Raw genomic sequence first — 15,090 nt, forward strand, 5'->3', positions numbered from 1 at the left:
GCCCTTGACGCGGCGACAGCCTGCTTTTACCAACGGAGCAGATTATAACAAATGTTCGCATTCCGAACAACATCGATCTGACGATCGGAGGAAGCTTTGTCGACATCATCGCTGCACCCCCAGTCCTTGCACCCACATGGCGTGTTCTGCGCCGCGTTGACGCCGCTCGACACCGAGCTCGCGCCCGATCACGCGCGCTTCATCGCGCATTGCAGCTATCTGCTGGACGAAGGCTGCGACGCCATCGCGATGCTGGGCACGACGGGGGAGGCGAACTCCTTCTCGGTCGCCGAGCGCACGGCGTTGCTGGAGGCCGTGGTCGCCGGCGGCATCAAGCCGAACCAGCTGCTGCCCGGTACGGGTGTCGTTGCGTTCACCGAGACGATCGCGTTGACGCGCCACGCGCTGTCGGTCGGTGTCGAGACCGTGGTGATGCTGCCGCCGTTCTACTACAAGAATGTCAGCGATGACGGCATCTATGCTGCCTATAGCGAGATCATCCAGCGCATCGGCGATGCCAAGCTCAAGATCGTGCTCTATCACATCCCGCAGATGTCGATGCAGCCGATCTCGCATGCGCTGATCGAGCGGCTGCGCAAGGCCTATCCATCGACCATTGTCGGCATCAAGGACTCTTCCGGCGACTTCGCCAACATGACCGCGATGGTCGAGCGGTTCCCGGGCTTCTCCGTGCTGACCGGCGCCGATCCGCTGCTGCTGCCGCTGCTGCGCAAGGGCGGTGGCGGCTGCATCACCGCGACCTCGAACCTCGTCGCGCGCGATCTCGCCTATGTCTTCAAGCATTTCCGCGACAGCGACGACGACGCAAAGCTCGCGGCTGCGCAGGCGCGCATTGTGAAGGCGCGTGAGCTGGTCTCGCGCTTCGCGCAGATGCCGTCGTTGAAGGCCTTGGTCGCCGAGCGCACAGGTCACGCCGGTTGGGAGCGGCTGCGTCCGCCGCTGGAGACTTTGCCAGCCGCTCAACGGAAAGAGCTGCTGGCGACTGCCGCGGCAGTTGCGACGGCCGCTTAAGACCGAGGCAGACGACGAGGCGTCCGATGTCCGACACTTTCCGGGATGCATTGACCGGGCTCGCCGCCATCGTCGGCGACAAGCACGTCATTGCGCCCGGATCTGATCAGGAGCCCTATGTGGTGGACTGGCGCGGACGCTATCACGGCCGCGCCGTTGCGGTAGTGAAGCCCGGCTCGACCGCGGAGGTTTCGTCCGTCGTCAGATATTGCGCCGAGAAGCGGTTCGCGATCGTGCCGCAGGGCGGCAACACCGGCATGTGCGGGGCCGCGACGCCGGATGATCGCGCCGGCAATGTCGTGATCCGGCTGGACCGTATGCGCGCCGTACGCGACATCAGTCCGCTCGCCAACACCGTCACGGTGGAAGCTGGCTGCATCCTCGCCGACGTCCAGAGTGCGGCCCGCGATGTCGATCGCTATTTTCCCCTGAGCCTCGGCGCCGAGGGCTCTTGCCAGATCGGCGGAAACATCTCGACCAATGCTGGCGGCACTGCCGTGCTGCGCTACGGGCCGACGCGGGATCTCGTGCTTGGGCTGGAGGTCGTGTTGCCGGACGGGCGGGTGTTCAACGGCCTGCGCGCGCTGCGCAAGGACAATACGGGTTATGCACTCAAACAACTCTTCATCGGCGCGGAAGGTACGCTCGGCATCGTCACCGCCGCGGTGCTGAAACTGTTTGCGCCACCGCGCAGTTCTGCGCTGGCGCTTCTGAAATTGCAGGGTGTCGAGCAGGCGCTCGAGATCATGGCACGCCTGCGCGGCGCTGTCGGCGACCGGCTTGGCAGCCTCGAGATCATGTCCCGGTCCCAGATCGAGGCAATTGCCGCGACCGTGCCGCACGTCGCCATTCCCTTCGCGCTGACGACACCATGGTATCTGATCGTCGAGCTGACCGACGCGCTCGCGGGCGTCGACCTCAACGAGCCGCTGGCGGCGGTGCTTGCGGACGCCATGGAAGCCGGACTCGCTGAAGACGCGATCCTGGCCTCGAACCTCGCGCAGGCAAAGGCGATCTGGGCCGTCAGGCATAGCGTATCCGAGGGCAACAAGCGCAGCGGCTATGTAGTCTCGCATGACAGCGTGGTGCCGCTGGAGCGCCAGGCGGCGTTCGTCACCAATGTCGAGGCCCGGATCAAGGCGGCCGTGCCGCATGCGACCGTCGTGATGCATGGTCATATCGGCGACGGCAACATCCACGTCATCGCGCTGATCGATCGTGCGCGTTGCCAGGATCCGACCGCGACGGCCGCGCTGGTGGCGCAAATTAACGAGATCGTCGATGACGAGACCGCGGCGCAGGGCGGGGCGATCAGCGCCGAGCATGGCATCGGCATCACCAATCGTGGCCGGCTTGCCCGCGTCGCCGATCCGCTCGACATCGAGCTGATGCGCAGCATCAAGCAATTGCTCGATCCGTACGGCCTGATGAATCCCGGCAAGATCTTTGGCGCGGGAGAGGCATGACGATGACACGCGTCCGCCTGCTTGCCGACGATCTCACCGGCGCGCTCGACACCGCGGCGGAGTTCGTCGGCCTGTGCGGACCGTTCGACGTCATCTGGGCGGATGCACCCGCAGCTTCAGTCTCGTCGAGCCTTGCGATCGACAGCGGCACGAGGGAGCGTTCGAAGGCGGACAGCGTAGATATAGTCGGGCGGCTGGCGCCGCTGCTTCGTGACGGCACGATCGCTTACAAGAAGGTCGACAGCCTGCTCCGCGGCGCCTGGGCGGCCGAGCTCGGCGCCTGCCTGGCTTCTGGCCACTGGGCGTCATGCGTGGTCGCGCCTGCGTTCGACTATCAGGGGCGCCGCACCGTGGATGCCCAGCAATATGCACGCACCGTGCAAGGCGACTGGCATCGCGTCGGCGACAATCTGCTGGATCAGTTGAGACAAGAAGACATCGGCGCACAGCGGGGCAGCGCCGACACCTTGCTGCAAGGCGGTGTTCAGGTCTTCGATGCCGAGAGTGACCTCGATCTCGACCGGGTCGTCGAAATGGCCCGGCGGATGCCCGGGCCCGTGCTCTGGTGCGGCAGTGGTGGTTTGGCCGGCGCGCTTGCCCGCAATCATGGTTCCACGACGCCTTTGACGCTGAAGCGACCAGTGCTGGGCTTGTTCGGCTCCGATCAGGCGACGACCGCTTCCCAACTCGCGGCATGTGGCGAAGCCACCATCGCATTGGCCGAGGGGCAGGGCAGCGCGGTCGTTCAGCGCAAGCTGATCGACGCCGGCGTGGCCATGGTGAAATTCGCGCTTCCCGAGGGCCTTTCGCGTTCAGAGGCGGCACAGCGCATCGCGCACGAATTGACAACGCTGATCGCGGCGCTTGATCCGCCCGGAACCCTGATCGTTGCTGGCGGCGAGACGCTGAAGGCCGTATGCCTTGCCGTCGGCGCGCATGCGCTCCAGGTGACAGGGCGCATCGTTCCGGGGCTGCCGCGCTCGGTGCTGCAAGGCGGGCGGTGGACCGGCGTCGATGTCATCTCGAAATCCGGAGCGTTCGGTGCGCGCGAATTGTGGCGCGATCTGCTGCGGGACAATCATCTGCTCAACATGGAGAGTCCAACATGACCTCTCGTCACCTTGCCGTTACCATGGGTGATCCCGCCGGGATCGGTCCGGAGATCATCGTCAAGGCCTGCGTTGGCCTGAAGGACCGGATCGCAAGCGGCGATCTGCGCCTGCTGATCATTGGCAGTGGTGCGGCGCTGGACGGCGCAAAGACCGCGCTCGGCGCGCGCGTCGCGATTCCGCAAGTCACGGCCGACGATCGCGACTGGCCTAACCTCTGTTACCTGCAGGCCGACGCCGAAGGCGATCCGATCAAGCCCGGCGTGCTCAGCGCCGATGGCGGCCGCTTTGCCTACAAAGCGATCGAGCAGGGCGTCCGGCTGACCCAGGCCGGCCGAACCGGAGCCATCGTCACGGCGCCGCTCAACAAGGAAGCCCTCAACAAGGCCGGCTATCATTTCCCGGGTCACACCGAGATGCTCGCGCATCTCACCGGCGTGCGCGGCTCCGTGATGCTGCTGGCCCACGGCAACATGCGCGTCAGCCATGTCTCCACCCACGTGGCGCTGGAAGACGTGCCGAAGCGTCTGACACCGGAGCGGCTGCGCATGGTGATCAATCTCACCAACGACGCGCTGCACCGGCTCGGAATCGCGAAGCCCAAGATCGCGATCGCTGCGCTGAACCCGCATGCCGGCGAGGGCGGTCTGTTCGGCCGGCAGGATATCGACGTCTCCGCGCCGACGATTGCCAAGGCCGTCGCCGACGGCCTCGACGTCGTCGGTCCCGTGCCCGGCGACACCATCTTCGTCAAGCTGCGCGCCGGCCAGTTCGATGCGGCGGTTGCGATGTATCACGACCAAGGGCACATCCCGGTCAAGCTGCTCGGCTTCCAGGTCGATCCCGCCACGGGCCGCTGGCAGGAGCTCTCCGGCGTCAACATCACGCTGGGCCTGCCGATCATCCGCACCTCAGTCGATCACGGCACCGCCTTCGATATCGCTGGCAAAGGCATCGCCAACGAGCACAGCCTGATCGAGGCCATCGACTATGCCGAGCGGCTGGCCGCAGGCAGCACCGCTTCCAAGTCTTGAGATCGAGCCCACGATGACCAACGCCTTCACGCCCATCGAAATCCTCCGCCCCACCATCCTGGAATTTGGCAACGGTACAATCGGTGCCGCCGCGCGTTTCGCCGAGCGGATCGATGCCAAGCGGCCGCTGGTGATTTCCGATCCCTTCAATGCGCGCCGCGTTGACACGCTGGCGCTGCCGGGTGCGGTGAAGGTGTTCGGCGAAGTGAAGCCGGAGCCGGACCTGCCCAATCTCGAGCAAGCGGTGGCGATGGCGAAAGATGCCAAGCCCGATCTCGTGGTCGGTTTCGGCGGCGGCAGCGCGATGGATCTTGCCAAGCTGGTTGCGGTGATGTGTACGGGTGACGTCGCCTTCGCCGACATCGTCGGGCCGGAAAAGGTCGCCGGCCGCAGTGTCGCGCTGATGCAGATCCCGACCACCTCGGGCACCGGTAGCGAGGCCGGCACCCGCGCATTGGTCACCGATCCCGTCAGCCAGAACAAGCAGGCGGTGCAGAGCCGATTCATGCTGGCCGATATCGCCATCGTCGATCCTGATCTGACGATGACCGTGCCGAAGGAAATTACGGCCGCCACCGGCGTCGATGCGCTAGCGCATTGCGTCGAGGCCTACACCAGCCGCAAGGCGCATCCGACCATCGATCTCTATGCTCTCGAGGGCGCGCGGCTGGTCGGGCGCTACCTCAAGCGCGCGGTCGCCGATGGCGGTGATCGCGAGGCCCGCGCCGGTCTTTCACTCGCCTCGCTCTATGGCGGCTACTGTCTGGGGCCGGTGAACACCACCGCCGGTCACGCCGTGGCGTATCCGCTCGGCACGCGTCACCATATTGCCCACGGTCTCGCCTGCGCGATGATCTTCCCGCACACGCTGGCGTTCAACATGCCGGCGGTCGAAGCGAAGACGGTCGCGGTGCTGGCGGCGCTCGGATTGCCGGAGCAGACCGATCCGAAACATGCATTCGATGCGACCTACGCATTCTGCAAGAATCTCGGCGTCGAGATGCGGCTCTCGGCCCTTGGCGTGCCCAAGACTGATCTCGGCGTGATGGCGGACGAGGCGCACGCTATTCGCCGCCTGCTCGACAACAATCCGCGCGATTTGAGCCGGGATGCGATCCTGAGCATGTACGAGGTCGCGTTCTAATAATCTCTGCCGCGCGCTCGCGGCATCTCAACAACGACGCTGAAAATAGAGGAAACTTCGATGAGATCGATGTGGCTTGGCCTTGCCTCGGCAATTCTGCTGGCGATGTCGCCGGCGCAGGCGCAGGACGGCTATCCGTCCAAGCAGGTGACGGTGATTGTGCCGTTCGCCGCTGGCGGCACCGCGGACATCTTTGCGCGCATGGTCTCCAACCATTTGCAGATGAAGCTCGGCAAGCCGTTCGTGGTCGAGAATGTCGGCGGCGCCGGCTCGATCCTCGGCGTGACGCGGCTCGCAAAGTCGGCACCCGATGGCATCACGCTTGGACTGGCCAGTACATCGGCGCTTGCGATCAATCCGTCGCTGTACGGGCCGAAGCTCAGCTACCAGCCGGATAGGGATCTGGTGCCGGTTGCCCAGATCAGCGTCGTGCCGAACGTGCTCGTCGTCAATCCCAACAAGATCAAGGCGCGGACCGTGCCGGAGCTGATCGCCTATCTGAAGGCGAATCCGGACAAGGTTTCGTTCGGTTCGGCTGGCGTCGGCACCTCGCAGCATCTCGCCGGCGAGCTGTTTCAGCAGATGACCGGCACCAAGATGGTGCACGTGCCCTACAAGGGCTCGAGCCAGATGCTGACCGATCTGCTCAGCGGCCAGATTGATCTGGCCTTCGACAACGTGCCGCTCTTGCTGCCGCAGGTGAAGACCGGCCAGCTCGCGATGCTTGCAACCGCAACGCCGAAGCGCGCTGCATTCGATCCGGAAGTGCCGGCTGTCGCCGAATTCCTGCCCGGCTTCGAGGCGGTGGCGTGGCACGGCTTCTTCGTGCCCGCGGGCACGCCGAAGCCGATCGTCGAAAAGCTCTCCGCCGAGATCCGCGCCTTCATGCAACAGCCGGAGACAGTGCAGAAGATGGCCGAGCTCGGCGCCACCGCAGTCGCGGTCGATTCCGAGCCGTTCGCAGCCTACATCGCCTCCGAGACCGAGCGGTGGAAGAAGGTGATCGAGGCCGCGAATATCAAGTTGGAGTAGAGAGCGTGTACCTGAGGGCTGGGCTGGTCAGCTTCATTTCGGCGGCCAGCCGAATTTACATCGCGAACCGATAGTTCATTCCAAGCTTCAAAGTCTGCAGCGTTGGAGTGACGATGACCGTGTTGGGAGAGCTCACGACGAACTTCTGCTGAGATAGCGTGATGTAGTTGTATTCGGCCTTTGCCGTCCACTGCGTTCCCGGAAACGCAAACTCTACGCCGCCGCCATACAGTCCGCCGCCGTTGGTGTTGGAAACGAAAGTGGTCGTGGTATCCAGCGCCAGCGGCGAGTTGATGGCGAGCGTCTGAGTGACCCAACCGTAGCCCACTTTGCCGTAAAACAGCGTCGTGTTGGCTGCATAACCAAAGCGCAGTCCGACACTTGATGCCCAATTGAACTGTCCGGTTGTTTTGGTCAGACCGGGCGGTCCCGGAGTAGAGGGACTCGATGAGGAGGGGCTTGCGCTCATCCAGTCGCCGTCGATCTCAGCACCGAGCACGATGGAGTTGATCTGATAATTGAAGCCCGCCTGAAGTCCACCGATAAAGCCGATGTTTGTCGTGTTCCAGGGGCTGCTGAAGGTGGTGACTGTCTTCTGGGAATTCCATGCGGCTCCCAGATTGTAGCCTAGGTAGAACCCTGTCCAGGTAAACGCTGGAGCTACTCCGAACGTTGGATATGGTCTCTTGGGTGCCGGAACGGGGTCGATGGGAGGGTCTGCCGCGAGGGCAGGCGCGACAAGGAACGATATCATTCCCGTAAGAACCGTCGCGCGAAACAATCGTGCTGGTCGAATCATCCCAATGCCCCGCCGTAACCTCCCATACGCATTCGGGCAATTATGGTTAATCCTCGGTTAATTTGACGGCAAAACCGTTTGAGCCGCACCTGGGCTGTCGGCTCCCACCGTGTCGGAAAGCCACTTAACTGGATCGAAAGCCGATTGCCTTTGATTGCTACCTTTCAAGGCATTGGGGTTTTGGATTATGGCGAGTGTTGTGTCTGTCGCCGCGACGGGCAATCAAGATATTGATGGCCTGTTGGGAGGTACGGCTTGGTCCGGTCTCGTCACCTACAGCTTTCCGGATTCCCCATCAGATTTTCCTGCCGATTACGGTTATGGTGAAACCACGGATCCCTATTTCTCGGCGATCCCAGCCGCATTGCAAACTGCGGTAAGCTACGCTGTAGCCCTGGTGATGAGCTACACGAATCTGGTCGTGCAGTTCGCCGGAACTGATGGCGCGGACATTATGGTCGCGCAGACGTCGGTGGTGAATCCGACCTCGTGGGCCTACCTGCCGGACCCCGTATACGCCGAGGGCGGAGATGCTTGGTTCGGCACCGCGTATGATTTTTCGCAGGCTGCACCGGGAAATTACTATTTTGCCGACGCTTTTCACGAACTCGGTCACTCCTTTGGCTTGAAACACAGTCAGGACGCCGGCGGCGTTGCAGACGTAACGGTGCCGACGAACCACGATAGTCTCGAATATACTGTCATGAGCTATCGCAGTTACCCAGGCGGTGCCGTCACGGGCAGCTATAGCAACGAAGACTACGGATATCCTCAGACCTATATGGCCAACGATATCCTCGCGCTGCAGACGATGTATGGCGCGAACTACAACACGCAGAGCGGCAACACCGTCTACACCTGGAGTCCGACGACCGGGCAGGAGTTCATCAACGGCGTCGGACAGCTTGCGCCGGGTGACGGTACCGGCGGCTCGGCCAACCGTATCTTTGAGGCCATCTGGGACGGTAACGGCGTCGATACCTACGACCTGTCGAATTACACGACTGACCTGACCATCAATCTCAATCCCGGTGCGTCGTCGGTGTTCTCGACCGCGCAGCTGGCCTATCTTGGCGACGGCCATTACGCGTCGGGCAATGTCTACAACGCCTATCTTTATAACGGCGACGTGCGTTCCTACATCGACAATGCGATCGGCGGCTCCGGCAACGACACGATCATCGGAAACGCCATCGCCAATGTCCTGAATGGCGGCGCCGGGAACGACACGCTCTCCGGCGGCGGCGGCAATGACACCCTTGTCGGCGGCACCGGTGTCGACGTCATGACGGGTGGCGACGGAGCCGACACCTTCGTCTTTGCGGCCGGCGATAGCTCGCCAGCGGTCGGCCAGCATGATCAGATCACTGACTTTGCTCCCGGCGTTGATCTTATCGACCTGTCGTCCATGGACGCCATCCCCGGCACGGCGGCAAGCGACTCCTTTCACTTCATTGGCGTCTCGGCCTTTGACGGCAGGGCCGGCGAGCTCAACTTTTATTATGATGGCACGCGGGGCGTCACGGTCCTCCAGGGCGACACCAACGGCGACGGCGTCGCGGATTTTGCCATCGACCTCATCGGCAAGCTGACGATCACGGCAGCCGACCTCGTTGGTGTTACGCCCAACCACGCGCCGGTGCTGACGATTCCGTCCACGAACGTCACCGCCACCGCCGGGCAGGTGATTGCCATGTCGAGCCTGCTCAGTGCGAGCGATGCCGACAACGATACCCTGACCTACTATCTCTACGACAACTCGCCGGCCGCCAGCAGCGGCTACTTCGTGGTCAACGGCAAGGTGGTCCCGTCAGGCACCGGCTATGCCGTCACTGCGGCACAGCTCGCCCAGACGACGTTCGTTGCCGGCGCCGGCGGAAGCGTTGACGATCTCTATGTGAAGGTCTTTGACGGCCAGGATTATTCCGGCGGCGGCTTCTACAGCAGTTTCCACGTCAGCGTGGCGCCCAACCACGCACCGGTGCTGACGATCCCGTCCACGAACGTCGCCGCAACTGCAGGGCAGGTGATCGCCGCGTCGAGCCTGTTCAGTGCGACTGACGCGGACAATGACACGCTGACCTACTACCTCTATGATAACTCACCGGCTGCCAGCAGCGGCCACTTCGTGGTCAACGGCACGGTGGTGCCATCCGGTGCCGGCTATGCCGTCACCGCGGCGCAGCTCTCCCAGACCACCTTCGTTGCCGGTGCCGGTGGAAGCGTCGACGATCTCTATGTGAAGGTCTACGACGGCCAGGACTATTCCGGCGGCGGGTTCTACAGCAATTTTCACATCAGCGTCGCCAACCACGCGCCGGTGCTGACGATCCCGTCCACGAATGTCGCCGCGACCGCGGGGCAGGTGATCGCCGTGTCGAGCCTGTTCAGCGCGAGCGATGCCGACAACGACACGCTGACCTACTACCTCTATGATAACTCACCGGCTGCCAGCAGCGGCCACTTCGTGGTCAACGGCACCGCGGTGCCGTCCGGCACCGGCTACGCCGTCACTGCGGCGCAGCTCGCCCAGACCACCTTCGTCGCCGGCGCGGGCGGAAGCGTCGATGATCTCTACGTGAAGGTCTATGACGGCCATGACTATTCCGGTGGCGGATTCTACAGCAATTTTCACGTCAGCGTCGCGCCGAACCATGCGCCGGTGCTGACCATCCCGTCAGCCAACGTTGCCGCCACCGCAGGGCAGGTGATCGCTACGTCGAGCCTGTTCAGCGCGACCGACGCCGACAACGATACGCTGACCTACTACCTCTACGACAACTCACCGGCCGCCAGCAGCGGCCATTTCGTGGTCAACGGCACGGTGGTCCCGTCGGGCACTGGCTACGCCGTTACAGCCGCACAGCTCGCCCAGACGACGTTCGTCGCCGGCGCGGGCGGGAGCTCGGATGATCTCTATGTGAAGGTCTATGACGGCCAGGACTATTCCGGTGGCGGGTTCTACAGCAATTTCCATATCAGCGTCGCCAACCACGCGCCGGTGCTGGCGATCCCGTCTGCGAACGTCACCGCAACTGCAGGGCAGGTGATCGCCGCATCGAGCCTGTTCAGCGCGACTGACGCCGACAACGACACGCTCACCTACTATCTCTATGACAACTCACCGGCTGCCAGCAGTGGCCACTTCGTGGTCAACGGCACCGTGGTGCCATCAGGCACCGGCTACGCCATCACCGCGGCGCAGCTCGCCCAGACGACGTTCGTCGCCGGCGCCGGCGGAAGCGTCGATGATCTCTATGTGAAGGTCTACGACGGCCACGACTATTCCGGCGGCGGTTTTTACAGCAATTTCCACGTTAACGTCGCGCCGAACCATGCGCCGGTGCTGGCGATCCCGTCAGCGAACGTTGCCGCCACCGCAGGGCAGGTGATCGCCGTGTCGAGCTTGTTCAGCGCGACCGACGCGGACAATGACACGCTGACCTACTACCTCTACGACAACTCACCGGCCGCCAGCAGCGGTCACTTCGTGGTCAACGGCACGGTGGTCCCGTCGGGCACCGGCTATGCCGTCACCGCGGCGCAGCTCGCGCAGACGACGTTCGTTGCCGGCGCCGGCGGCAGCTCGGATGATCTCTATGTGAAGGTCTATGACGGCCAGGACTATTCCGGCGGCGGCTTCTACAGCAATTTCCACGTCAATGTGGCGCCCAACCATGCGCCGGTGCTGACCATCCCGTCAGCCAACGTTGCTGCCACCGCAGGGCAGGTGATCGCTGCGTCGAGCCTGTTCAGCGCGACCGACGCGGACAATGACACGTTGACCTATTATCTCTACGATAACTCGCCGGCCGCCAGCAGCGGCCACTTCGTGGTCAACGGCACAGTGGTGCCATCCGGTACCGGCTATGCCGTGACCGCAGCGCAGCTCGCCCAGACGACGTTCGTCGCTGGCGGCGGCGGAAGCGTCGACGATCTCTATGTGAAGGTCTATGACGGCCAGGACTATTCCGGCGGCGGGTTCTACAGCAATTTCCATATCAGCGTCGCCAACCACGCGCCGATGCTGACGATCCCGTCTGCGAACGTCACCGCAACCGCTGGGCAGACGTTTGCGGCGTCGAGCCTGTTCAGTGCGAGCGATGCCGACAACGATACGCTGACCTACTACCTCTACGACAACTCGCCGGCCGCCAGCAGCGGCCATTTCGTGGTCAATGGCACGGTGGTGCCATCAGGCACTGGCTACGCCATCACCGCGGCGCAACTCGCCCAGACGACGTTCGTCGCTGGCAGCGGTGGGAGCTCGGATGATCTCTATGTGAAGGTCTTTGACGGCCAGGACTATTCCGGCGGAGGCTTCTACAGCAATTTTCATGTCAACACCGTAGCGAGCGCGGCGCCGCTTGCCGCGCAGCAAACTGTTTCGACAAGCGTAGATCAAGACACAAGCAACGCCTTGGCTGTCGGTATCGGGCACGACTTCCATTGGTTGTTGTAAGGGAGTGGACGAAGGTCGCGGGCAGGACGGCCGCGCTCCGCGACGGCTTCGACAGAGCCTACCGACACGGAGCAGGCTGGTTTCAGCCAGTTGGCGGAGCCAGAGGAGCATGGCTGGAGTTCTTGGATACTTATCGAACGATCTGCGTCGTCCCGGATAATCCTAAGGTTAAGGACGTTTTAAACAGATTCGCGCTTGACCGGTTGCTGTGGGCATACGGGCAGGGCGTTCTTGGCTATGCTGACGCGCTCCAGAATCATTGTTGGGAGACCATTGATGGCTCAAGAAAGTTCGAGGCCGCGCATCGGCGAGGGGCGCATCGGCAGTTCTCTCTGCGCCGCGATCGGCGTGCTCAGCGTCGCTGCGGTGCTATGCCTGCGCTACCCCGCCTTTCTCACGACGCCTGAACTGCGCGTCCATTACGACGTCGAGCTGCTCCGCCTCACTCTCGCGATCGCCATGGTCGTCGGTGCCTGGCTCGGCGTCATCGGGATCGTGCTTGGCGGCCCGCGGGTGAGCGCTACGATCGGCCTCAGCGCGCTTTTCCTCGCCACGCTGCTTGGCGGGCCCTACGTGCCGACACCGGACTTTCTCCAGCCGCGCGTCTATCTCGGCCTCGACTGGCTGGTGCTCGATCTATTCTTCACCGGCGCGGCCTTCGTGCTGCTCGAGTGGATCTTCCCACGGGTGCGGCCGGAGCAAGGGCCGCTCAGCCCCGGCTGGAGGCTCGATCTCGCCTATTTCGGCGTCAACCATCTGCTGATCGGCATCTTCCTGGTGGTGTCGACGCATTTTGCCCATGACTATTTCGCCTGGGCGATCAGCCCGTCACTGCAAGCGCATGTCGTGGCCCTGCCGGCGATCATCCGCTTCGTGCTGGTGATCCTGGCGGCCGATGCAGTCGAATACATCTCCCACCGCGCCTATCACGAGGTGCCGTGGTTGTGGCGAATCCATGCGGTGCATCATTCGCCCGAACACATGGACTGGCTCTCGGGATCGCGCCTCCATTTCTTCGAGCCATTGGCAACGCGCGCCCTGGTGCTGGTGCCTATCGTCCTGCTCGGCTTCCCGCAGGACACGATCTTCGCCTATCTCATTTTCATCTCTGTGCAATCGGTGCTGATCCATTCAAACATCAAGATGGATGTCGGCTGGCTGCGCTACGTGATCGTCACGCCACAATTCCATCACTGGCACCACGCGTCAGACGCCGAGGCCATCGACAAGAACTACGCGGCACACACGCCGCTGTTCGATATGCTGGGCAGAACCTGGCACCTGCCCAAAGACCGCTGGCCGGTCAAATACGGCACCGTGAAGCCGATCCCGGGCGGCATGCTCGGCCAGTTCCTGCACCCCTTTGTCGGGCCGGTGAAGGAATTCCTCGAACATCGGGACCCGTGAAGAGGCGCGTTCCGCTGTTGCCAGCATGAGAATGGCAGCGCGTCCACTCACCGAGAAACATCGGGTGAGGCGGAACGACGCCGGTGACGCGCGCTCACCGGCAATTCCGGTGTAGAAGTGTCCGCCGAGCAATTTCGGGAAGATGCGGACCGCGGGCTCGCGCTGGTCGGTCTGAGTAGCTGAGAATACGACCGGATTGGGCTGGCTGGGGAACCTGGATTCGAACCAAGACAAACAGAGTCAGAGTCTGTTGTGCTACCGTTACACCATTCCCCACCGGAATAGTCGAACAAATTCAATATCTTACTGATTTGTCCGACTGCGGCCGGCAGCGCTTCTTGCGCAAATCACGGCTCAGGCGTGGAGGGTTTCTACCCGCTCGGCTGGGGGCTGGCAAGCGCTGCGGTGCACCTGCCTTTTGCGATCCACATGAGGTGCCTCGGCCGTGGGATCGCCGGTTCCTGCTGTTCGCCCCGCCACCGCTCGCGACGGTTTGCCTCAGCCGGATATCGTCAAGGGCCCCGTGGATCGTCCTTGGACACACAACCCGAGGAGATCCGTGATGCCCTATATCGATGGTTTCGTGCTTGCCGTGGCGAAGGACAAGATCGAGCCTTACAAGGCGCTGGCGCGAACGGCTTGCGTGGTGTGGATGGAGCATGGCGCGCTCGACTATGTCGAATGCATCGGCGACGACGTTCCTCATGGCGTACTCACCTCGTTTCCGCGTGCGGTGATGGCCAACGAGGATGAGGTCGTGGTGTTCTCCTGGATCGTCTACCGCGATCGGGCGAGCCGCGATGCCGTCAACGCCAAGGTGATGGCCGATCCGAGGCTCAAGAGCTCCGACATGCCGTTCGACGGCAAGCGCATGATCTACGGCGGCTTCACGATGCTGCTGCGGGCGAGCGAGGTGGACTGACCAATCTCCGCCTGGAGCAACAGTGACAGGCAGAAGGCAAGCCTCGTCTCCATCTCTTTCGACCGAAGCGACAGCGGGCCGGGATCGTTGAGGATCGCGTTCACCAGCGTGCCGAGCACGACTTGCAAGCCGAATGCGATGGCGCGGGTCTTGGCGGCTGTGCGCCCCTTGCCCATCGCGGGCAGCAGGAGAGGGGTGGCGTGCATCGTGGTCGCCTTGGCCAGAGCCTTGAACGGCGTCCATTTGTCCGGACGAGTGTCATCATGCTGCAGCGCTGCGCGCAGTACGCCCTCGTGGTGGCGCATCCAGGCGATGATGCCGCTGACGAGGATGTGGCAGAACTGGTCAAGATTTGTCTCGGGTGAGGGGCGCCTGATCTCGCCCAGCCGTTGCTCGCCATCGCGCGCGGCCAGCGCCATCAGCGCGTTGAAATAGGCCTCCTTGCTCTCGAAGCGGCTGTAGAAGGCGCCGACGGTGACGCTCACTTCAGCGCAGAGCGTCTCGATCGAAAGCTCGGCGAGGCTGCGGGTGCGCAGCATGTCGGCGCCGGCGCGCAGCAGCGCCAGCGTCGTTTCGCGGCTGCGCTTTTGGCGAGACGGTGCGACGCCAGGCAGGTCGAAATCGCGAGAGCCGGGCTCCTCGGAAGATGGCCGCGTTCGTGCTTGCATCCGTCCTAAATCATA

11 protein-coding genes and 1 tRNA gene are annotated in these 15,090 nt (G+C 63.1%); 9 read left to right on the forward strand and 3 right to left on the reverse strand.

Going from position 1 to position 15,090, the window contains the following annotated elements; all coding sequences use genetic code 11:
* The first annotated feature begins 111 nt into the window (after window positions 1-111).
* From JQ587_RS14780 to JQ587_RS14805, 6 genes are read left to right on the forward strand one after another with little or no spacing between them, the layout of a single operon-like run.
* Window positions 112-1,032: a dihydrodipicolinate synthase family protein gene (locus JQ587_RS14780; RefSeq protein WP_249154341.1), complete on the forward strand. Its 921-nt coding sequence runs from the start codon at window positions 112-114 to the stop codon at window positions 1,030-1,032.
* A gap of 26 nt (window positions 1,033-1,058) precedes the next feature.
* A complete protein-coding gene (locus JQ587_RS14785; RefSeq protein ID WP_212299219.1) occupies window positions 1,059-2,498 on the forward strand; it encodes an FAD-binding oxidoreductase in 1,440 nt (479 codons plus the stop codon).
* A 2-nt stretch (window positions 2,499-2,500) separates the two neighbouring features.
* The gene (locus JQ587_RS14790; RefSeq protein WP_212299809.1) at window positions 2,501-3,607 is read left to right on the forward strand and encodes a four-carbon acid sugar kinase family protein; all 1,107 of its coding nucleotides are present in this window, start codon (window positions 2,501-2,503) and stop codon (window positions 3,605-3,607) included.
* Window positions 3,604-4,641: a 4-hydroxythreonine-4-phosphate dehydrogenase PdxA gene (gene pdxA, locus JQ587_RS14795; protein ID WP_212425749.1), complete on the forward strand. Its 1,038-nt coding sequence runs from the start codon at window positions 3,604-3,606 to the stop codon at window positions 4,639-4,641. Before JQ587_RS14790 ends, pdxA begins: the two co-directional genes overlap by 4 nt.
* Before the next feature lie 13 nt (window positions 4,642-4,654).
* Entirely contained in the window at window positions 4,655-5,785 is a 1,131-nt protein-coding gene (locus tag JQ587_RS14800; RefSeq protein ID WP_249154320.1) for an iron-containing alcohol dehydrogenase, read from the forward strand.
* Between the two features lie 60 nt (window positions 5,786-5,845).
* The gene (locus JQ587_RS14805) at window positions 5,846-6,817 is read left to right on the forward strand and encodes a Bug family tripartite tricarboxylate transporter substrate binding protein (RefSeq protein ID WP_212299222.1); all 972 of its coding nucleotides are present in this window, start codon (window positions 5,846-5,848) and stop codon (window positions 6,815-6,817) included.
* 55 nt (window positions 6,818-6,872) lie between these two features.
* Here the strand turns inward: JQ587_RS14805 and JQ587_RS14810 are convergent, their stop codons facing one another.
* Entirely contained in the window at window positions 6,873-7,616 is a 744-nt protein-coding gene (locus JQ587_RS14810; protein ID WP_212425751.1) for an outer membrane protein, read from the reverse strand.
* 241 nt (window positions 7,617-7,857) lie between these two features.
* Between JQ587_RS14810 and JQ587_RS14815 the strand changes: the two genes are divergently transcribed.
* On the forward strand, window positions 7,858-12,078 hold the full coding sequence (locus JQ587_RS14815; RefSeq protein ID WP_249154321.1) for a M10 family metallopeptidase: 4,221 nt from the start codon (window positions 7,858-7,860) through the stop codon (window positions 12,076-12,078).
* A 276-nt stretch (window positions 12,079-12,354) separates the two neighbouring features.
* Window positions 12,355-13,485: a sterol desaturase family protein gene (locus JQ587_RS14820; protein WP_212425753.1), complete on the forward strand. Its 1,131-nt coding sequence runs from the start codon at window positions 12,355-12,357 to the stop codon at window positions 13,483-13,485.
* 202 nt (window positions 13,486-13,687) lie between these two features.
* Here JQ587_RS14820 and JQ587_RS14825 read toward each other — a convergent pair.
* Window positions 13,688-13,761 (reverse strand) — tRNA-Gln (locus JQ587_RS14825).
* A gap of 286 nt (window positions 13,762-14,047) precedes the next feature.
* On the opposite strand from JQ587_RS14825, the gene JQ587_RS14830 reads away from it, so the two are divergent.
* Window positions 14,048-14,407 carry a DUF1428 domain-containing protein gene (locus tag JQ587_RS14830; protein ID WP_212299226.1) on the forward strand — a complete coding sequence of 120 codons (360 nt, stop codon included), beginning with the start codon at window positions 14,048-14,050 and terminating at the stop codon, window positions 14,405-14,407.
* On the opposite strand, the gene JQ587_RS14835 is transcribed toward JQ587_RS14830, so the two are convergent.
* Window positions 14,362-15,075 (reverse strand): TetR/AcrR family transcriptional regulator, encoded by a 714-nt coding sequence (locus tag JQ587_RS14835; protein WP_212425754.1) that lies wholly within the window; start codon window positions 15,073-15,075, stop codon window positions 14,362-14,364. The genes JQ587_RS14830 and JQ587_RS14835 overlap by 46 nt on opposite strands.
* Window positions 15,076-15,090: the final 15 nt, after the last annotated feature.

Origin of the sequence: Bradyrhizobium manausense (assembly GCF_018130615.1) — a bacterium.
Classification (GTDB): domain Bacteria; phylum Pseudomonadota; class Alphaproteobacteria; order Rhizobiales; family Xanthobacteraceae; genus Bradyrhizobium; species Bradyrhizobium manausense_A.